This window comes from Stenotrophomonas sp. 610A2 (genome assembly GCF_030549615.1).
Taxonomy (GTDB): Bacteria; Pseudomonadota; Gammaproteobacteria; order Xanthomonadales; family Xanthomonadaceae; genus Stenotrophomonas; species Stenotrophomonas pigmentata.
This window is the reverse complement of sequence record NZ_CP130832.1, coordinates 482,307-500,231: the sequence shown is the minus strand read 5'-3', so window position 1 is coordinate 500,231 and position 17,925 is coordinate 482,307. Positions and strand designations below refer to the sequence as shown.

Below are 17,925 nucleotides of genomic sequence, written 5' to 3'. Positions count from 1 at the left end.
CCGCTCCTGGGGGATTACGTCTTACTCGGCTTGTGCTTCGATGTCTTCCAGCCCGCGTACCGGGTAGCGCTCGCGCAGCTCCAGCAGGAACTGCTGCACGTCACGCTGGCGCACCTGCAATTCGAGGTAGTCGCTGATCTGCGGCTGAACCTGCTCGAAAGTGAGCGCTGTTCCGGCCTCCAGCGCATCGATGCTGACCACGTGATAGCCCCAACGCGATTCCACCGGGAAGCCCGCCAGGCCCTGCCGCAGGCGGAATACCTGGCGATCGAACTCCGGCGTGGTCTGGCCGCGTTGCAGCCAACCCAGCTCGCCGCCTTCGCTGCTGGACGGGCATTGCGAATGGCGCGCGGCCAGATCGGCGAACAGATGTGGCTGTTCCAACAGTTCGGCGATCAGCTTCTCGGCCTGGGTGCGGGCCTTCAGCCGGCCAGCGATATCGTCGGCCGGTGCCGCCAGCAGGATGTGGCGAACGCGGATACGGTCGGGCGAGCGGAAGCGCTCGGGGTTCTGCGCGAAGTAGCGTTGGCAGTCGTCTTCGGTTGGCACGCGGTCTTCCAGCGTCTGTTCGATCAGTTGCTGGATGCGGGCTTCTTCGCTGGTCTCCTGGCCGACGCCGGGGGCGTCGGCCAGACCAAGCCGCTCGGCTTCCAGCCGCAGCAGCTCGCGTACCACCAGCGCACGTGCCGCGTCGGCGCGTGACTGCTCCGGGCGCATCGCCCGGTGGTATTGCATCTCGCGGGCGATATCGGCCTCGCTGATCGGTGTGTCCTGCACGTACAGGCTGCACGGTGCCGGTTGGCCGAGGCTGCGCGGGCCATCATCGGCGTCGTGATGGTGGCCGGCCTCGGCCGGCACCGGTGTCTGCGAGTCGATGACGGTGATCGGGAGAATGCGTGGCAGGCTGCCCATGAGTTACTCCCGCGGACCGTAGCGCAGCGTGGCCTGGCGGCGGCGCACCACCTGGTACGGACGCCACAGGTAGCTGATCGGCACGCTCCACACATGCACCAGGCGGGTAAACGGGGCGATCAGCACCAGCGTCAGGCCGAGGAAGATGTGCGCCTTGTAGACCCAATGCACGCCTTCGACGTAATCGGCCGCACCGGCACGGAAGGTGACAATGTGCTGCGCCCACTCGGCCAGCATCACCATCACCCCGCCATCCAGGTGTCCGGCCGAGACCTTGATGCTGTACAGGCCAAGGCAGAGCTGGGCGAACAGCAGCACCAGCACCAGCGTGTCACCGAAGCTGCCGATCGCACGTACCCGCGCATTGGTCAGGCGACGCACCAGCAGGATGGTGATGCCGACGAAGCACAGCGCACCGAAGAAGCCACCCACCACCATTGCCAGCAACTGCTTCTGCGAGGAAGTGATGAAGGGCTCGTACAGGGCATGCGGGGTCAGCAGGCCGACGAAGTGACCGCCGAGGATGGCGATGATGCCGATGTGGAAGCAGTTGCTGCCAAAGCGCATGCCGCGGTCGGACAGCAACTGGGTGGAGCCGGTACGCCAGCTGTACATGGCCTTGTCATAGCGCGCCCAGCTGCCGATCAACAGCACCGCCACCGCGATGTAGGGATAGAACTGGAAGGCGAACTGATTGAGGTAATTCATGGCTGGATCTCCCGCGGCTGCGCGCGTGCCGGTGAACGATGGGGTGGATCGCAATCCTGCGAAGGTGCATCGGCGCCAAAGCGCACCGCTTCCTCTTCCCACAGGCGGTCCATGGCTTCGACGGTGTCGTCGCGCACTTCTTCGCTGGCCCGCTGGCGCAGCACGGCCAGGTTGACCTTGCCCTCGCCGGCCTCGACCAGGATCTCCAGCAGCACCGCATGCGGCAGCTGCCGCTCGGCCGCGCGCGCAGCGAGCATGCCGGCGATGTGGCCGATGTGGTGCAGCCAGTCCTTGGCCTCGGCCTGCGGCCGATGCGAGAGGTATTCCAGCAGCAGCGGCAGGTAGTCCGGCAGTTCGCGCGCATCCAGCTCGAAACCGTTCTTGCGATAGGCATCGATCAGGTCGACCATGGCCTGGCCGCGGTCACGCGATTCGCCGTGGATGTGTTCGAACACCAGCAGGCTCATCGAGCGGCCACGGTCGAAGGTGGCCAGCCAGCGGTCCTGCGCGTCCAGCGGGTCGGTAGCGAGCAGGTCACGGACGAAGGTCTGCAACTGCCTGCGACGGGCCGGCGACAGCGCCGGATCGTCGCAGGCCTCAAGCAGCTCCTCGCCATGCTGCCAAAGCTCGTCACGCGGATAGTCCAGCAATACGCCAATCAGCTTGAGCACACTCATTTCACCACCTCATGCCGGTGCTGGCGGTTGGGATGCACCGCGAAGGTGGTGCTCTTGCGCTGGGTGAACAGGTCGGCCGGGCTGTCGCCGTTGCAGCCATTGCCGAAGGTGAAGCCGCAACCGCCACGCTCGCCGAAGGCGTCGTTGGCGTACTCGCGGTGCGCGGTCGGGATCACGAAGCGATCCTCGTAGTTGGCGATGGCCAGGTAGCGGTACATCTCCTCCACCTGCCTCGGGGTCAAACCGACCTGTTCGAGCACACGCATGTCTTCCACGCCGTCCACGTTCTTGGCGCGGCGCCAGGCACGCATCGCCATCAAACGCTCCAGTGCGCGGATGACTGGCGCTTCGTCACCGGCGGTCAGCAGATTGGCCAGGTAACGGACCGGGATGCGTAGCGAGGCGATATCCGGCAGTTCGCCGCTCATGCCGACATGGCCACGCTCTGCCGCCGACTGGATCGGCGACAACGGCGGCACGTACCAGACCATCGGCAAGGTGCGGTATTCCGGGTGCAGCGGCAGCGCCAGCTTCCAGTCGATGGCCAGCTTGTAGACCGGTGACTGCTTGGCCGATTCCAGCCAGCTGTCGGGAATGCCTTCGGCACGCGCGGCCTCGATCACCGCCGGGTCGAACGGGTCCAGGAAGATGTCCAGGTGTGACTGGTACAGGTCCTTCTCCGCCGCCACCGATGCGGCCTCGGCGATGCGGTCGGCGTCGTACAGCATCACCCCGAGGTAGCGGATGCGGCCCACGCAGGTTTCCGAACACACGGTGGGCTCGCCCATCTCGATGCGCGGGTAGCAGAAGATGCACTTCTCGGACTTGCCGCTCTTCCAGTTGTAATAGATCTTCTTGTACGGGCAGGCCGACACGCACATGCGCCAACCACGGCACTTGTCCTGGTCGATCAGCACGATGCCGTCTTCCTCGCGCTTGTAGATCGCACCGGAAGGACAGGCTGAGACGCAGGCCGGGTTGAGGCAGTGCTCGCACAGCCGCGGCAGGTACATCATGAAGGTCTTCTCGAAGGCGCCGTAGATCTCCTTCTGCACCTTGTCGAAGTTGTAATCACGCGAGCGCTTGGAGAACTCGCTGCCGAGGATTTCCTCCCAGTTCGGGCCCCACTCGATCTTCTCCATGCGCTGGCCGGTCAGCAGCGAGCGCGGCCGTGCGGTCGGCTGGTGCTTCAGCTCCGGTGCGTCGTGCAGGTGCTGGTAATCGAAGTCGAACGGCTCGTAGTAGTCGTCGATCTGCGGCAGGTCGGGGTTGGAGAAGATCTTGGCCAGCATGCGCCAGCGGCCACCGGCGCGCGGCACCAGCTTGCCGCTGCCGTTGCGCACCCAACCGCCGTTCCACTTCTCCTGGTTTTCCCATTCCTTGGGATAACCGATGCCGGGCTTGGTCTCGACATTGTTGAACCAGGCGTACTCCACGCCTTCGCGCGAGGTCCACACGTTCTTGCAGGTGATCGAGCAGGTATGGCAGCCGATGCACTTGTCCAGGTTCAAGACCATCGCAATCTGGGCACGTACTTTCATCACACCACCTCCCGTGCGGCGACAACCGACTCTTCACCATCCAGCCAATCGATCTTGTCCATCTTGCGCACGATCACGAACTCATCGCGGTTGGTACCGCAGGTACCGTAGTAGTTGAAGCCCCAGGCCAGCTGCGCGTAACCGCCGATCATGTGGGTGGGCTTGAGCACGATGCGGGTCACCGAGTTGTGGATGCCACCGCGGGTACCGGAGATCTCCGAACCCGGCACATTGATGATGCGTTCCTGGGCGTGGTACATCATCGCCATGCCCGGCATAACGCGCTGGCTTACCACCGCACGCGCAGCGATCGCACCGTTGACGTTGAACAGCTCGATCCAGTCGTTGTCCTCGATGCCGGCATTGCGTGCGTCGTCCTCGCTCAGCCAGACGATGGGGCCGCCACGCGACAGCGTCTGCATGATCAGGTTGTCGCTGTAGGTGCTGTGGATGCCCCACTTCTGGTGCGGGGTGATCCAGTTCAGCACGATCTCCTTGTTGCCGTTCTGGCGCTTGTTGAGCAGCGGCTCCACCGTTCGTGTATTGACCGGCGGCCGGTAGCTCATGAAGGCCTCACCGAAGTCGATCATCCACTCGTGGTCCTGGTAGAACTGCTGGCGGCCGGTGACGGTGCGCCAAGGAATCAGCTCGTGCACATTGGTATAGCCGGCGTTGTAGCTGACGTTGTCGTCTTCAAGGCCGGACCAGATCGGCGAGGAAATGATCTTGCGCGGCTGTGCCTGGATGTCACGGAAGCGGATCGCCTCGTGCTCCTTGCCCACCGCCAGATGCGTGTGCTCGCGGCCGGTGAAGGTGCCCAGCGACTCCCAGGCCTTGACCGCGACATGGCCATTGGTTTCCGGCGCCAGGTGCAGGATCACTTCGCAGGCATCGATGGCGGTATCAATCGCCGGCCGGCCCTGGCTGATGCCTTCGTCCAGCACGGTGTGGTTGAGCTTGCCGAGGAATTCCACCTCGTGCTTGGTATCCCAGCTCATGCCCTTGCCGCCGTTGCCGAGTTTGTCCAGCAGCGGGCCCAGCGAGGTGAACTTGCGGTAGAGGTTGGGGTAGTCGCGCTCGACCACCGCCATGCTCGGCATGGTCTTGCCGGGGATGGCCTCGCACTGACCCTTCTTCCAGTCGGCGACGCCGAACGGCATGCCCAGTTCGTTGGGCGTGTCGTGCAGGGTCGGCACCAGCACCAGATCCTTCTCGACACCGAGCACACCCGGCGCCATGTCGCTGAGAGTGCGTGCGACGCCCTTGAAGATCTCCCAATCGCTGCGCGATTCCCAGGCCGGGTCCACCGCCTTGGACAGCGGGTGGATGAAGGGATGCATGTCCGAGGTGTTGAGGTCGTCCTTCTCGTACCAGGTGGCGGTCGGCAGCACGATGTCCGAGTACAGCGCGGTGGTGCACATGCGGAAGTCCAGCGTCACCAGCAGGTCGAGCTTGCCTTCCGGGGCTTCGTCACGCCACTTCACGTCCTCGGGCTTTACCGCGCCCATCTCGCCCAGGTCCTTGCCCTGCAGGCCATGGCGCGTGCCGAGCAGATGCCGCAGCATGTACTCGTGGCCCTTGCCGGAGGAACCGAGCAGGTTGGAGCGCCAGATGAACATCATCCGCGGGTGGTTCTGCGCGGCATCCGGATCGGCGAAGGCGAAGTCCAGCGAGCCGTCCTTGAACTTGGACAGCGCATAGTCGGCCGGTGCGATGCCGGCCTGTTCGGCCTCGCGCACCAGCTGCAGTGGATTGCGGTCCAGCTGCGGCGCGCTCGGCAACCAGCCCATGCGCACCGCGCGCAGGTTGAGGTCGGCCAGGCTGCCGCTGTACTTGGAGGCATCGGCCAGCGGCGACAGCAGTTCGTCGACCTGCAGCTTCTCGTAACGCCATTGCCCGGTATTGAAGTAGAAGAACGAGGTGCCGTTCATCTGCCGTGGCGGCCGGCTCCAGTCCAGACCGAAGGCCAGCGGCTGCCAGCCGGTCTGCGGGCGCAGCTTTTCCTGGCCCACGTAATGCGCCCAGCCACCACCGGTCTGGCCCACGCAGCCGCACATGACCAGCATGTTGATCAGGCCGCGGTAGTTCATATCGTTGTGGAACCAGTGGTTCATGCCGGCGCCGACGATGATCATGCTGCGACCATGGGTCTTGTCGGCGGTGCGGGCGAACTCACGGGCGATCTCGATCACCTCGGCACGTGACACGCCGGTGATGCGCTCCTGCCAGGCGGGAGTGCCCGGCACATTGTCATCGAAACTCTTGGCAACATTGCCGCCGCCGAAGCCGCGATCAACGCCGTACTGCGCCAGCAACAAGTCATAAACCGTGGCCACCAATGCTTCGTCGCCATCGGCCAACTGCAGGCGGCGCAGCGGGATGTTGCGCTCCAGTACTTCTTCGGCCGGTGCCGCGGTCCAGCCGTCGCTCTCGATGCCACCGAAATACGGGAAGCTCACCGCCTCGATGCCGTCGTGGATGTCGGCCAGACTCAGGCGCAGGCGCGTGTCATGGCCATCGCTGGCCTTTTCCTCGATGTTCCACTTGCCCTTCTCGCCCCAACGGAAGCCGACCGAGCCATTCGGCACGGTGATATCACCGCTGTTCTCGTCGAACGCCAGTGTCTTCCATTCCGGGTTATTGCTTTCACCAAGACCGCCCAGCTCACTGGCGCGCAGGAAGTGACCCGGCACCAGACGGCCATCGGCACGGCGCTCGATGCGCACCAGCATCGGCATGTCCGAGTACTGGCGGCAGTAGTCCTGGAAGTATTGCGAGGGCGTATCGACGTGGAACTCGCGCAGGATCACGTGGCCGAAGGCGAATGCCAGCGCGGCATCGGTACCCTGCTTGGGATGCAGCCAATGGTCGGTGAGCTTGGCCAGCTCCGAGTAGTCGGGACAGATCGCCACCGTCTTTGTGCCGTTGTATCGCGCCTCGGTGAAGAAGTGCGCATCAGGCGTACGCGTCTGCGGCACGTTCGAGCCCCAGGCGATGATGTAGCGGCTGTTGTACCAGTCGGCCGATTCCGGCACGTCGGTCTGCTCGCCCCATACCTGCGGCGAGGCCGGCGGCAGATCGCAGTACCAGTCGTAGAACGACAGACAGGCGCCACCGAGCAGCGACAGATAGCGCGCGCCGGCGGCGTAGGACACCATCGACATCGCCGGAATCGGCGAGAAGCCAACGATGCGGTCCGGGCCGTATTCCTTGGTGGTGTAGAGGTTGGAGGCGGCGATGATCTCGTTGGCCTCGTCCCAGTTCAGGCGCACGAAACCGCCCATGCCACGGCGACGCTTGTACTCGCGCGACTTGGCCGGGTCCTGCACGATGCTGGCCCAGGCCTCGACCGGTGACATGGTCTTGCGGGCCTGCCGCCACATGCGCAGCAGCGTGCCGCGGATCAGCGGGTACTTGAGCCGGTTGGCGCTGTACAGGTACCAGGAATAGCTGGCACCACGCGGGCAGCCGCGTGGCTCGTGATTGGGCAGGTCCGGGCGGGTCCGCGGGTAGTCGGTCTGCTGGGTTTCCCAGGTGACCAGGCCGTTCTTGACGTAGATCTTCCAGCTGCAGGAGCCAGTGCAGTTCACACCGTGGGTGGAACGTACGATCTTGTCGTACTGCCAGCGGGCGCGATAACTGTTTTCCCAGTCCCGCCCTTCGCTCTTGCTGAACCCATGGCCATCGGCGAAGGGTTGTGGATCACGCTTGAAGAACTGCAAGCGATCAAGGAAATAGCTCATGGTGAATCTCCGTTCGCAAACTGCTGCATCGTGGCTATGTGTTGCATCTGGCTGCGGTGCATTGCTTTCTCAGCAGGGGGTTTCAGCCCCGCGCCGGTAGTACCACCACCAGGTAACCGCCAGGCAGGTGATGTAGAACGCAATGAAGCCGTACAGCGCCATGTCCGGGCTGCCGGTCAAGGTGATGGACGAGCCGTAACTCTTGGGGATGAAGAAGCCGCCGTAGGCACCGATGGCACCGGAGAAGCCGACAACGGCGGCGGACTCGATGCTGGCCTGATGGGCCGCGGCCTTCTTGCCTTCGGCGCCTTCATTGGCCGACAGGCGCTCGTGCAGGGTGCGGAAGATCACCGGGATCATCCGGAAGGTGGTGCCATTGCCGATGCCGCTGAGCACGAACAAGGCCATGAACGAGAGCAGGAAGCCGTAGAAGTTGCCGCCCTGGCCGTGGCTCGGCAGGAAGTGCAGCACACCGAACACGGCTGCGATCATCAGCGCGAATACCCAGAAGGTCAGCCGTGCGCCGCCCCAGCGGTCAGCCATGCTGCCACCCACCGAGCGCATCAGCGCACCCAGCAGCGGACCAATGAAGGCATAAGCCAGTGGATTCACGTCCGGGAACTGGCTCTTGACCAGCATCGGGAAGCCGGCGGAGAAGCCGATATAGGAACCGAAGGTGCCGATGTACAACCAGCACATCAGCCAGTTGTGCTTGCGGCGGAAGATCACCGCCTGCTCGGAAAACGACGAGCGGGCACTGGTCAGGTCATTCATGCCGACCCAGGCGGCAATCGCGAAGAACGCAATGAACGGCACCCAGATGAAGCCGGCGTTCTGTACGAACAAGGGTGCACCGCCATCGGCCACCGCCTGTGGTGCGCCGCCCATGGCGCCAAACACGCCGACGCTGATCACCAGCGGCACCACCGCCTGCGAGACCGACACGCCTACATTGCCCAGGCCCGCGTTCAAGCCCAGCGCCATGCCCTGGCGCTGCTTGGGATAGAAGAAGGAGATATTGGACATCGACGAGGAGAAGTTCGCACCGCCGAAGCCACAGAGGATCGCTATCAACACGAATACCCAGTACGGCGTGGCCGGGTTCTGCACCGCGAAGCCCAGCCACAAGGTCGGCAGCAGCAAGGATGCAGTGGACAGCGCGGTCCAGCGACGGCCGCCGAAGATCGGGATGACAAAGGAGTAGAAGATGCGCAGCGTCGCGCCGGACAGGCTGGGCAGGGCCACCAGCCAGAACAGCTGGTCAGTGGTGAAGGCGAAGCCGATCTTGGGCAGGCTGATGGTCACTGCCGAGAACAGCACCCATACCGAGAACGCCAGCAGCAGCGCCGGTATCGATATCACCAGGTTGCGGGTGGCGACCTTCTTGCCGGTGCGTTCCCAGTAATCAGGGTCCTCCGGCTTCCAATCGCTGATGACGCGACCGGGACCGGCACTGCTCTGCTTTGCTACATCGCGACTGGCACTCATGCATCGCTCCAAGGCTGTTTGATACGGCGCTGGCTTGCTGTGCTGTTGCTTGCCCAGTCGCCACGGCGTCATTAGGCCCGGCGCCCCCTGGGGCAGTCTTGATCTTGATCAATCCAACGGCGCTCTCGCGCCGACTACCTGACAAATATCAACTGATGCTTACGGCGTCGGCCGGTTTGCGGCGCTGCACGCCGCGTTGACGCACGCTGTCACGCACATCCACATCGAATTGAAGCTGCAGTGGCAGTGCCTGCGTTGGCAGCATGAAACCCAGGCCGTCACGGCACGGTAAACGTGCCTGTAGCGCCAGCACGTCTTCGCGCGGCAGCCTGATCATCAATGCGTGGGTATCGCCATCCAGCAGCGCCTCCGCCATGTCATGCAGCTGCAAGCGCTGCGACAGGGCTCCGGGCGTGCCAAGCCAGGTCTGGTTCTCCAGCACCTCGCCAGCAAGCAGGCGTGCCAGCTCGCTTTCATCAATGCGCAGCCGTAGCGACTGCGACTGGATCTGGACTTTCATGAAGCAACTTCCTCCCATTGGCGGGGGGTATTGCAGTTCACAAGGCGGGCTTCGGCACCGGCTGGCAGCGGCAGTTCCAGTCCACCGAGGCGGCGTTGGAACATCCGTAGCGAGCGTGGCCCGTCTGTACCCGTGACCATTTCAAACAGCAGACTGCGGCATGTGCCGTCGATGTTCAAGTACATCGGCACCGGTTCCCCGCAAAAAGTCACACACGACGCTGCTCCTGCCCCGGCCAGCTGTCGCAGCAATGTCACATCCAGCAAGGGCATATCCACCGGCACTACCCATGCAGGGCCGTCAGCCAGGGTTTCCACCACGCTGTGCAGCCCGCCCAGCGGCCCGCAGCGCGGCACCGAATCCGGCACCGAATCGAAGCCGGGGTAATCACCGCTTACCCGCACCGGATGCGCGCCCAGCGACTCAAGCAACGCACAGCTGTGTTCGAGCAGGGTCCGCCCGCGCCAGCGCAGCAAGGCCTTGTCCTGGCCCATGCGGCTGGACAGCCCGCCGGCCAGCACGATGCCGGCAACCGGCGCCGGCTCAGTGGGAGTGATCGTGGACATGTCCATCGATATGCGCGTGCTCGGTATCCGGCTGGCACAGGCTGCAACCTTCGCTCCATTCGCTGTCGCCGTCCTGGTAATGCTCCTGCTTCCAGATCGGTGAGCGGTGCTTCACCCCCTCGATCAACTGCCGGCAGGCGCGGAAGGCCTCGTCACGGTGCGGGCTGCCTGCAGCGACGACCACGGCGACATCACCGACCGCCAACCGGCCCTTGGCATGTGCCACATAGAGTTTTATGCGCGGGCCGAAGTCGGCTGTGATCTCGGCGATCTGCCGCTGGAATTCGTTGATGACCAGTGGCTCGAACAAGTCGTAGGTGATGCCCAGCACCGGCCGGCCCTGGTTCAGGTCACGCACCTTGCCGATGAAGACATCGATGCCACCGAAGCCCGGATCGGACACGGCGGCGATGCCTTCGGCCGGATCAATCGCCGCATCGGCACGGTCCACCACTTTCCATACACTTTCGAAGCTCATTTCAGCCTCCACTCACTGGCGGCAGGATGGCAACGCGACCATCGCCGGGCAGCGCGTCGTTATCGCGCAATACGCGTTGCTCATCGGCAAAGGCCGAGTAGTCGACCAGGCCGGCACGGAACTGCGGGAAGCGCTGCTGCAGCAGCGCGCGCAACGCCCTGCGCAGGTCGATGACCTGCCCGCCTTCGACCGGCACGCTGATCTCCCGCTGCGGGTCCAGTTCCGAGAATGCACCAAACAGCTGCACGACTATCTCTTTCATGACATCTCCAACGGGCTGAGCTGCACCGGCTCGCGGTGGCCCCAGCCCTGTACACGTACCAGACTGCCGGCCGTGGCCAGATCACCCTCGCCTTCCAGCACCACCCACGCATTGGCGCGCAGCATGGTCTTGAGGCGGAACGACTCCTGCCCAGCCAGCACACTCACTCGCAACTGCCCGCTCGCATCGGCCTGCACGCGTGCGCGTGCATGGAAGCGCAGGCCCGGTGGCTTGCGCACGTCAGCCTGCAGTGGCAACTGCAGAACGGTCTCTTCGGCCAGGCCCAGCATCTTTCGCAACACCGGCTCGACGAAGAAGCGCAGGCCTACCGCGGCAGAAATCGGGTTGCCCGGCAGGCCGAAGTACAGCGTGCCATCGGCCAGCCGCGCGAACAGCAGCGGCTTACCCGGACGGATCGCGACCTTATGGAAGATGATCTCGGCTCCGCGCGCACGCAGCGCATCGGGAATGAAATCGTAACGGCCCTGCGATACCGCGCCGGTGCTGAGCACCACCCGCGCACCGGCAGCCAAGGCCGCGTCCAGCGCGGCGTCAAACGCGGCCACGTCATCGCTGACCACGCCGTTCCAGACCACATCAGCACCTGCTGCACGCAGGCGGCTGACCAGGAACGGGCGGTTGCTGTCGCGTATCTGTCCGGACTGCAGCTCTGCGCTCGCATCGCTGATCAGTTCCTTGCCGGTACTGATCACCGCAACCTGCGGCTGTTGTTGTACCTGCACCGCGGCAACGCCTAGTGCATGCAGCAAGGTCATCGCATTGACGTCCAGTGCCGAACCCGCAGCGAGCACGGTTTCGCCCTGTTCCACATCCTGGCCGCGCAGTCGTACATGCTGGCCGGGCTTCACCGTTGCCTGCAGGCGCACGCGGGTGGGACGACCTTCCACAGCCTCCAGCACCTCGACCTGCTCGATCGGCACCACGCTGTCCAGACCCGACGGCATTCGCGCGCCGGTCATGATTTCCCAGGCCTGTGCGGAATCGCCGTCTGCGGCAGCGGTGTCGCCTGCGGCCTGCCAACCCTGCACCAGCAGCACACTGCCCGCCGCCACCGGTTGCCCATTCGCGCACAGCGCGAAGCCGTCCATCGCGGCGTTGTCGAATGGCGGCAGGTCCTGCGCGCTGTTTACCGGTGCGGCCAGTATCCGGTCAGCGGCAGCAGCGATCGCGACCTGTTCACTGCGTGCTGCCGGTGCGGCCGCCAGCAACTGCTGCAGGGCCTGCGCATAACTGATCATGCGTGCGTGCCCCCGTCCATCATTGCCAAGGCATGGCCGAGCACGGGGGCAAGAATATTCATGCACTGCGCGGCGGCACGCGGACTGCCTGGCAGGGCGATGACCAGCAGATCGTCCAGTTGCACGACTTCAGCGCGGCTCAGCCAGGCCATCGGCGTGTGCTGGGCACTGAGCCCGCGCAGCATCTGCGCCAGCCCCGGTACCGGGCGCCCGCCCAAAGCCTGCAAGGCCTCGGGCGTCAGATCACGCGGGCCAAGTCCGGTACCGCCAGTGCACAGGCAAAGACGCACACCATTGGCAGCCAGCGCGCGCAGACGCGCGACCAGCGGTTCGATGCCGTCGGCCAATATTTCATTGCTGACCACCTCACCGCCCAAGGCCTGCAAACCCTTGACCAGCACCGGCCCGGACTCGTCGACGTAATCGCCGCGGCTGGCGCGGTCACTGAGGGTGATCACCGCACAGCGCGCCGCCCCCAGAGTCTTGGGCGGGCGCGGCCGGAAACGTTCGAGCTCGCCGGCATCCATGCCTTGCGGGTGTGTCCACACGCCGCTCTTGCCGCCTTCCTTGAACAACAGGCGGATGCCACTGATTTCCAGCGCGGGCTCGACCGGCTTGCTCAGGTCGTACAAGGTCAGCAGTGCGGCATTGACGCCGGCCAGCGCTTCCATCTCCACGCCGGTACGCGCTTCGCTGGCGCACTCGCACCAGACCCGGATCGCCTGCCGTTCCGGCACCGGTGCGCAATACACGCGCACCAGCTCCAATGGCAGCGGATGGCACATCGGCATCAATGCCGAGGCCATCTTCGCGCCCTGCAGGCCGGCTATTTCGGCCATCACCAGCGCATCGCCCTTGGGCAGGCGGCGCTCGACGATCAATGGATAGGCAACTGGCCCGGCGATCAGCTCACCTACCGCCACCGCGCGGCGACGGGTGATGCGTTTGTCGCGTACATCGGCCATATGGAATGCCGCACTTATCTGCCCACTCATTGCCTGTTTCATCCTCCAATCGAGGCCAGGTGCGGGGTAAGCCCGGTCTGGCCGAAGTGCAATCCATGCCCGGCTGCCTTGAGCCCAAGCTGGGTGGTGATGCGCGCCAGCAGCGCGTCCTGGTCATCGTCGGATTGCAGCAGTGGCCGCAGCGCCACACCGAAGTCGCCGAACAGGCACAGGCGCAGATCGCCGCGCGCGGTGACCCGCAGGCGGTTGCAGCCTTTGCAGAAGTCCTTTGAATACGGAGCGATGATGCCGACGCTGCCGCGGTAATCCGGGTGGCTGAACTCACGCGCCGGGCCGGCATCGGCTCCGCGCTTGCGCTCGCTCCAGCCGGCGGCCAGCAATTGCTCGATGACCACATCGGCGCGCAGATGGTGGCGCTCGAAGTACTCGCGGTTGTCGCCAGTGCGCATCAGTTCGATGAAGCGCACGCTCATTGGCCGCTCGCGCAGGAACTCCATCCACGCCGGCAGCTCGTCATCGTTGAGGCCGCGCAGCAGCACCGCATTGAGCTTGATCGACTGCAGGCCCAGTTCCTGCGCCATGGCCAGACCTTCCATGATTTCGGGCAGGCGGTCGTGGCCGGTGATGGCATGGAAGCGCTCGCGCTGCAGGCTGTCCATGCTGACATTGAGCGCGATAAGCCCGGCGCGGTGCCAACCCGGCAAGTGTCGCGGCAGCAGGCAGCCGTTGGTGGTGATGGCCACCTTGCGGATACCCGGCACTTTTGCCACGGTGGCGATGATCTGGGTCAGGTCCTTGCGCAGGCTGGGCTCACCGCCGGTCAGGCGGATCTTGTGCATGCCCAACAGGGCGAACGCGCGTACCAGGCGTTCGATCTCATCGACCGCCATGAACTGCGGGCGGCCATCGGCCTTGTAACCATCGGGCAGGCAATAGCTGCAACGGAAGTTGCAGGCCTCGGTCAGCGACAGACGCAGGTATGGAAAACTGCGACCGAAGCCGTCGGTGAGTTGGCTCATGGCTGTTTCACCTTCTGACTCCACGTTTGCACGCTCGCCCGGCATGCCGGGATACCCTCACCTTCGTTGACAGGCTGTCAGCCTACGCGGGGCATTGCGACGATGGCATGACTTAAATCAATCCGGACCTCCGCCAGACCTTGCCCGGCTGTGGCAGCATGGCCACTCAATGGCTTCCTCCTTGTGAAAACGATCATGATGCTGAGTGATTTCGACGATTTACTGCGTGCCTCGCTGGAGCAGACCGAGCCACAACGCCTGTTGTTCGTATTCGTCAAAGCCGACCTGCCTGAATCTCCAACCGCCGATCAACATGCGCGCCATGACAGCGGCGAAGGTGGCACCCTGAGCCCGGTGCTGTGCGTGGACAAGGCGCCACAGGAAATCGCCTCGTTTGCTGCACTTGCCGCCGAGTCCGCAAAGACCGGCCTGGCATGGGATCTGGTATTCGTTGCCTCGCTGGATGGCCGCGCCGGCATCGCTCCCTCCAGTGATGAAGCCGCTCAGCCACTGCGCCTGATGGTCAATGCCGTCAACGATGGCCAGATCAGCCGCTTCGCCGCATTTGATCGCGACGGCGCGCCGGTGCAGTTCTACTAGCACCCAGCTTGGCCCGCTTGCGACCCGGTCAGGTCGCAAGCTGCAGCAACAGGAAGAAGATCACCAGCACGGTGTTCAAGCCCCACGCCACGGTGAGGCCGCGTGCGGCCAAGCCATAGTTGGGGTTGTGCGCGCTGGGCGCGGCCCGCCACACCGTGGGAATGATCCATCCGGTGTACAGCAGCAATACGGCGAACAGGCCGAGCAGCAGGCTGGTCCTGCCTTGCATCAGCGCCCATAGCGCCGCGGCCCATAACAGATTGCTGGGGATAACCCCCTGCAGCCAGAACACACGCCACAAATGCGAGGGCGGCGACTTGTCGCCCGGGGTACTCATCGAACCAACAGCAGTCATGATCGGGACTCCTGAGTTGCGCAGCACTGTACCCGAGCTTGCACCCGCCAAGCGGATGGGTCAAATCCAATGGCGACCAATGTGATGACGGCAATGGTCAGGCTCTGGCAGCCAGATCGGCTGCACATGCAGGCCGAAGCGAGGTGTCAGAACCCGGGCCGGGCGAACACGCAGCACGGCAACGTTCCTCAGTCCGCATCATCCAGCAGGCAGCGCACCAGCTTCTCGACCAGGCGGGTCACCTGCCTGCGGTCAACCTCCGCGCCCACCGCACCGCGCACCATCACGCCGTTGAAGATCGCCGAGATCATATTCATCCGCAGCTCCACCTCGGCCGCGTCCATGCCACTTGGCAAGCCGACCCGGTTGGACAGCGCCATGAACTCGCCAGTCACCACCTTGTCGGACTGGCGCAGGATGCGCTGGATGGCAGGATTGCGCGCGGCCTCGGCTGCCAGTTCGAGCTGCAGCTCCAGGTAGGCCGGGTCCAGGCAGCGGTCCACCGAATCGCTGGTCTGCCTGGCCACCCGGGTCGCCAGGCTGCCGCCGCTCTCGTCTTCCTGCAGCTTGCGGGCGAGTTCGGAGAGGTTCTGCTCCTCGCGCTTGGCAATGGCCTCGACGATGGCTTCCTTGTTCTCGAAGTAATGGTAGATGTGGCCCGGGCTCATCCCGGCCGCCTTCGAGATCTTGGCAATGCTGGTGCCATGGAAGCCATTACGGCGGAAGCAGGCACTGGCCGCATCCAGCACCTGCTGCCGGCGCGCCTCGCCTTTTTCCTGACCTGCTGGAGCGCTGCTGCTCGCATTCATGAGAACACCCTGGGATGACGTGGTCGGATCTGCACATGACCGCGGTGGCGTTGTGTAGTACGATCATTCTAACTAGAACGATCATTCTAATTCTGGTTGAACACTCGGCCGGCTGCACCGCCTCCGAGCCAAGCACCACGGAGCACGCCCATGACCACCTTGCTGAAAGACATCGCGGTGCTGTTCGACGCCAGCGAATCCGGCCAACAGATCCTGGATACGGCCACCCGGCTTGCCGGCGACCACAGCTCGCATCTGATCGGCATCACCGCCCTGGCCCAGCAGCCGGCCACGATGCAGGCTGGTTTTGCCAAAGGCGAAGCATTGCATGAGGTGATCATCCGCCATCAATCGGTGATGGCAGCGCACGCCCTGCAACTCGGCCAGAGCTTGAACAACGCCCTGCACCGGCATGCCGTCAGCGGCGAACTGCGGGTGATCTCGCATGCCGAATCCAGTAGCGAATCGTCGTTGCACGCCTTGTACTGCGATCTGCTGGTGGTCAGCCATCCGAACATCCCCGCCTCGCCGCTGACCTGGTCCGCACCGCAGATCCTGCAGCAATCCGGCATCCCGATCCTGATCGTGCCGCGCGAATGGGGCGACAAGCCCATCGGCAAGAAGGTGTTGGTCGCATGGAACGGCAGCCGGCAGTCACGGCGCGCCATCGCCGATGCCATGCCGATGCTGGTCAGTGCCGCCGAAGTCACGCTGCTGATCATCGACCCGGAACGCAAAGCGGAACTGCATGGCGACGAGCCCGGTGCGGACATGGCCGCCTATCTCGCCAGGCACCACGTGAAGGTGGACCTGCAGCGCGTTACTTCGGAAGGGGTTCCCATCGCCGAGGTGATCGTCGCGCATGCGAAGGCGGCGCACTGCGACATGGTGGTGTTTGGGGCCTATAGCCGGCCCAAGTTGAGCGAGGCGCTGTTTGGCGGCGTGACCCGCACGCTGCTGACAGATGTCCCGGTACCGCTGTTCGTTTCGCAATAGTTGCAACGCAAAGCATCTCTGCATCACCCACCGGCAGGACGTCCGCGAACCAGCCGGCGGTGCTGCCAAGCAATCTGCTGCTGACTCTCCTTCAGCAGAGATGTCGCCACGATCTCTCCCCCGACCGTGGCGACCTGCAGTCCACGGACTGCGCGAATGTCGCGATGACGTCCGCACCGGGAGGCGGTTGAGCACCGCCTCCCGGCTTTTCTCACATGCACCGCACGGCCTGTAGCGGGGCGCAAAAGCACGTCACGGCAAGTACTGGCTGTAGACGCGCACGCTGCTGCCAGAAGCGAACTTTGCCGAATCTGGCGGCGAGTGAATCACCAGTAAATCCATGACGAAGCGTCTCGTTTACGCAAATACTTCCCAGCTTCCGGACTCGTATGATCGAAGTGCCGATGACATCGCGGCACGGCTGCCACCACACAGGCAGCCAGGCGAACTATTCCGTTTGAGTAACCTGCAACAGGAAACAACAATGAACGTCCGCGAACTTCTGCAGTCCAAGAAACAAACCGTCGTCACCATCGACGTTGAAGACACCATCGGCGCCGCCGCGCACAAGATGAGCGCACACAAGATCGCCGCGCTTGTGGTGATGAAAGACGACGTACCGGTAAGCATCATTTCCGAGAAAGACATCGTGCGCACCCTCGCCGAGGATGGCCCGCAGGCTGGGCGCCGCGTGATCTCCACCCTGCCGTCCACCGGGCTGGAAGGCATCGCACCGGAGGCAAGCCTCAAGCAGGCCATGGCGTTGATGACCTACTCGCGCCACCGCCACCTGATGGTGACCGAAGGTGCGAAACTGATCGGTATCCTCAGCCTCGGCGACATCGTCAAGAACCTGCTCAGCGAGCTGGAACTCGAGAAAGCGGTGCTGCAGGACATCTATACCGCTGCACACTGAGCCGCTCACCTGCGCTCAAGCTGAGCCTGTGGAAGCAAACGGCAAACCGGGGTCAGAGTGGGGTTTCGTGCCGAAACCCCACTCTGACCCCGGTTTGCCTTGGCGACAGGT

At 64.1% G+C, this 17,925-nt stretch carries 18 protein-coding genes; 3 read left to right on the top strand and 15 right to left on the bottom strand.

Annotation, left to right across the window (positions count from 1 at the left end):
- Nucleotides 1-21: 21 nt before the first annotated feature.
- The 13 genes from Q5Z11_RS02160 to moaA all read right to left on the bottom strand — a co-directional run bounded on the left by Q5Z11_RS02160 (nt 22) and on the right by moaA (nt 14,138).
- Entirely contained in the window at nt 22-912 is an 891-nt protein-coding gene (locus tag Q5Z11_RS02160) for a peptidylprolyl isomerase (RefSeq protein WP_303748513.1), read from the bottom strand.
- 3 nt (nt 913-915) lie between these two features.
- On the bottom strand, nt 916-1,620 hold the full coding sequence (gene narI, locus Q5Z11_RS02155; RefSeq protein WP_004146540.1) for a respiratory nitrate reductase subunit gamma: 705 nt from the start codon (nt 1,618-1,620) through the stop codon (nt 916-918).
- The gene (gene narJ, locus Q5Z11_RS02150) at nt 1,617-2,297 is read right to left on the bottom strand and encodes a nitrate reductase molybdenum cofactor assembly chaperone (RefSeq protein WP_282269063.1); all 681 of its coding nucleotides are present in this window, start codon (nt 2,295-2,297) and stop codon (nt 1,617-1,619) included. The genes narI and narJ overlap by 4 nt, the downstream gene beginning before the upstream one ends.
- On the bottom strand, nt 2,294-3,838 hold the full coding sequence (narH, locus tag Q5Z11_RS02145) for a nitrate reductase subunit beta (protein WP_303748512.1): 1,545 nt from the start codon (nt 3,836-3,838) through the stop codon (nt 2,294-2,296). Before narH ends, narJ begins: the two co-directional genes overlap by 4 nt.
- Entirely contained in the window at nt 3,838-7,581 is a 3,744-nt protein-coding gene (locus Q5Z11_RS02140; protein WP_303748511.1) for a nitrate reductase subunit alpha, read from the bottom strand. Before Q5Z11_RS02140 ends, narH begins: the two co-directional genes overlap by 1 nt.
- Before the next feature lie 69 nt (nt 7,582-7,650).
- Nucleotides 7,651-9,069, bottom strand: coding sequence for a NarK family nitrate/nitrite MFS transporter (locus Q5Z11_RS02135; RefSeq protein WP_303748510.1), 1,419 nt, complete (start codon nt 9,067-9,069; stop codon nt 7,651-7,653).
- 148 nt (nt 9,070-9,217) lie between these two features.
- Nucleotides 9,218-9,589: a DUF7009 family protein gene (locus tag Q5Z11_RS02130; protein ID WP_303748509.1), complete on the bottom strand. Its 372-nt coding sequence runs from the start codon at nt 9,587-9,589 to the stop codon at nt 9,218-9,220.
- Nucleotides 9,586-10,161 (bottom strand): molybdenum cofactor guanylyltransferase, encoded by a 576-nt coding sequence (gene mobA / locus Q5Z11_RS02125; RefSeq protein ID WP_303748508.1) that lies wholly within the window; start codon nt 10,159-10,161, stop codon nt 9,586-9,588. Before mobA ends, Q5Z11_RS02130 begins: the two co-directional genes overlap by 4 nt.
- Nucleotides 10,133-10,633, bottom strand: coding sequence for a molybdenum cofactor biosynthesis protein MoaE (locus tag Q5Z11_RS02120; RefSeq protein ID WP_303748507.1), 501 nt, complete (start codon nt 10,631-10,633; stop codon nt 10,133-10,135). The genes mobA and Q5Z11_RS02120 overlap by 29 nt, the downstream gene beginning before the upstream one ends.
- 1 nt (nt 10,634) lies before the next feature.
- Entirely contained in the window at nt 10,635-10,895 is a 261-nt protein-coding gene (locus Q5Z11_RS02115) for a MoaD/ThiS family protein (RefSeq protein ID WP_303748506.1), read from the bottom strand.
- Nucleotides 10,892-12,154 (bottom strand): molybdopterin molybdotransferase MoeA, encoded by a 1,263-nt coding sequence (locus tag Q5Z11_RS02110; RefSeq protein ID WP_303748505.1) that lies wholly within the window; start codon nt 12,152-12,154, stop codon nt 10,892-10,894. The genes Q5Z11_RS02115 and Q5Z11_RS02110 overlap by 4 nt, the downstream gene beginning before the upstream one ends.
- Entirely contained in the window at nt 12,151-13,149 is a 999-nt protein-coding gene (gene moaCB, locus Q5Z11_RS02105; protein ID WP_303748504.1) for a bifunctional molybdenum cofactor biosynthesis protein MoaC/MoaB, read from the bottom strand. Before moaCB ends, Q5Z11_RS02110 begins: the two co-directional genes overlap by 4 nt.
- 8 nt (nt 13,150-13,157) lie before the next feature.
- Nucleotides 13,158-14,138: a GTP 3',8-cyclase MoaA gene (gene moaA, locus Q5Z11_RS02100; protein WP_303748503.1), complete on the bottom strand. Its 981-nt coding sequence runs from the start codon at nt 14,136-14,138 to the stop codon at nt 13,158-13,160.
- 195 nt (nt 14,139-14,333) lie between these two features.
- Between moaA and Q5Z11_RS02095 the strand changes: the two genes are divergently transcribed.
- Complete coding sequence (locus Q5Z11_RS02095; RefSeq protein WP_303748502.1) at nt 14,334-14,738, top strand: ribonucleotide reductase subunit alpha; 405 nt, start codon at nt 14,334-14,336, stop codon at nt 14,736-14,738.
- A 28-nt stretch (nt 14,739-14,766) separates the two neighbouring features.
- On the opposite strand, the gene Q5Z11_RS02090 is transcribed toward Q5Z11_RS02095, so the two are convergent.
- Nucleotides 14,767-15,093 (bottom strand): hypothetical protein, encoded by a 327-nt coding sequence (locus Q5Z11_RS02090; RefSeq protein ID WP_282269085.1) that lies wholly within the window; start codon nt 15,091-15,093, stop codon nt 14,767-14,769.
- Between the two features lie 188 nt (nt 15,094-15,281).
- Nucleotides 15,282-15,902: a TetR/AcrR family transcriptional regulator gene (locus Q5Z11_RS02085; protein ID WP_303748501.1), complete on the bottom strand. Its 621-nt coding sequence runs from the start codon at nt 15,900-15,902 to the stop codon at nt 15,282-15,284.
- A gap of 150 nt (nt 15,903-16,052) precedes the next feature.
- On the opposite strand from Q5Z11_RS02085, the gene Q5Z11_RS02080 reads away from it, so the two are divergent.
- Nucleotides 16,053-16,898: a universal stress protein gene (locus tag Q5Z11_RS02080; protein ID WP_303748500.1), complete on the top strand. Its 846-nt coding sequence runs from the start codon at nt 16,053-16,055 to the stop codon at nt 16,896-16,898.
- A 484-nt stretch (nt 16,899-17,382) separates the two neighbouring features.
- Nucleotides 17,383-17,814 (top strand): CBS domain-containing protein, encoded by a 432-nt coding sequence (locus tag Q5Z11_RS02075; RefSeq protein WP_303748499.1) that lies wholly within the window; start codon nt 17,383-17,385, stop codon nt 17,812-17,814.
- The last annotated feature ends 111 nt before the right edge of the window (nt 17,815-17,925 follow it).

Excerpts from the sequence above, each read along its gene's own strand:
- Q5Z11_RS02160 (WP_303748513.1), bottom strand. The coding sequence starts at position 912 with ATGGGCAGCCTGCCACGCATTCTCCCGATCACCGTCATCGACTCGCAG.
- narI (WP_004146540.1), bottom strand. The coding sequence starts at position 1,620 with ATGAATTACCTCAATCAGTTCGCCTTCCAGTTCTATCCCTACATCGCG.
- narJ (WP_282269063.1), bottom strand. The coding sequence starts at position 2,297 with ATGAGTGTGCTCAAGCTGATTGGCGTATTGCTGGACTATCCGCGTGAC.
- narH (WP_303748512.1), bottom strand. The coding sequence starts at position 3,838 with ATGAAAGTACGTGCCCAGATTGCGATGGTCTTGAACCTGGACAAGTGC.
- Q5Z11_RS02140 (WP_303748511.1), bottom strand. The coding sequence starts at position 7,581 with ATGAGCTATTTCCTTGATCGCTTGCAGTTCTTCAAGCGTGATCCACAA.
- Q5Z11_RS02135 (WP_303748510.1), bottom strand. The coding sequence starts at position 9,069 with ATGAGTGCCAGTCGCGATGTAGCAAAGCAGAGCAGTGCCGGTCCCGGT.
- Q5Z11_RS02130 (WP_303748509.1), bottom strand. The coding sequence starts at position 9,589 with ATGAAAGTCCAGATCCAGTCGCAGTCGCTACGGCTGCGCATTGATGAA.
- mobA (WP_303748508.1), bottom strand. The coding sequence starts at position 10,161 with ATGGACATGTCCACGATCACTCCCACTGAGCCGGCGCCGGTTGCCGGC.
- Q5Z11_RS02120 (WP_303748507.1), bottom strand. The coding sequence starts at position 10,633 with ATGAGCTTCGAAAGTGTATGGAAAGTGGTGGACCGTGCCGATGCGGCG.
- Q5Z11_RS02115 (WP_303748506.1), bottom strand. The coding sequence starts at position 10,895 with ATGAAAGAGATAGTCGTGCAGCTGTTTGGTGCATTCTCGGAACTGGAC.
- Q5Z11_RS02110 (WP_303748505.1), bottom strand. The coding sequence starts at position 12,154 with ATGATCAGTTATGCGCAGGCCCTGCAGCAGTTGCTGGCGGCCGCACCG.
- moaCB (WP_303748504.1), bottom strand. The coding sequence starts at position 13,149 with ATGAGTGGGCAGATAAGTGCGGCATTCCATATGGCCGATGTACGCGAC.
- moaA (WP_303748503.1), bottom strand. The coding sequence starts at position 14,138 with ATGAGCCAACTCACCGACGGCTTCGGTCGCAGTTTTCCATACCTGCGT.
- Q5Z11_RS02095 (WP_303748502.1), top strand. The coding sequence starts at position 14,334 with ATGATGCTGAGTGATTTCGACGATTTACTGCGTGCCTCGCTGGAGCAG.
- Q5Z11_RS02090 (WP_282269085.1), bottom strand. The coding sequence starts at position 15,093 with ATGACTGCTGTTGGTTCGATGAGTACCCCGGGCGACAAGTCGCCGCCC.
- Q5Z11_RS02085 (WP_303748501.1), bottom strand. The coding sequence starts at position 15,902 with ATGAATGCGAGCAGCAGCGCTCCAGCAGGTCAGGAAAAAGGCGAGGCG.
- Q5Z11_RS02080 (WP_303748500.1), top strand. The coding sequence starts at position 16,053 with ATGACCACCTTGCTGAAAGACATCGCGGTGCTGTTCGACGCCAGCGAA.
- Q5Z11_RS02075 (WP_303748499.1), top strand. The coding sequence starts at position 17,383 with ATGAACGTCCGCGAACTTCTGCAGTCCAAGAAACAAACCGTCGTCACC.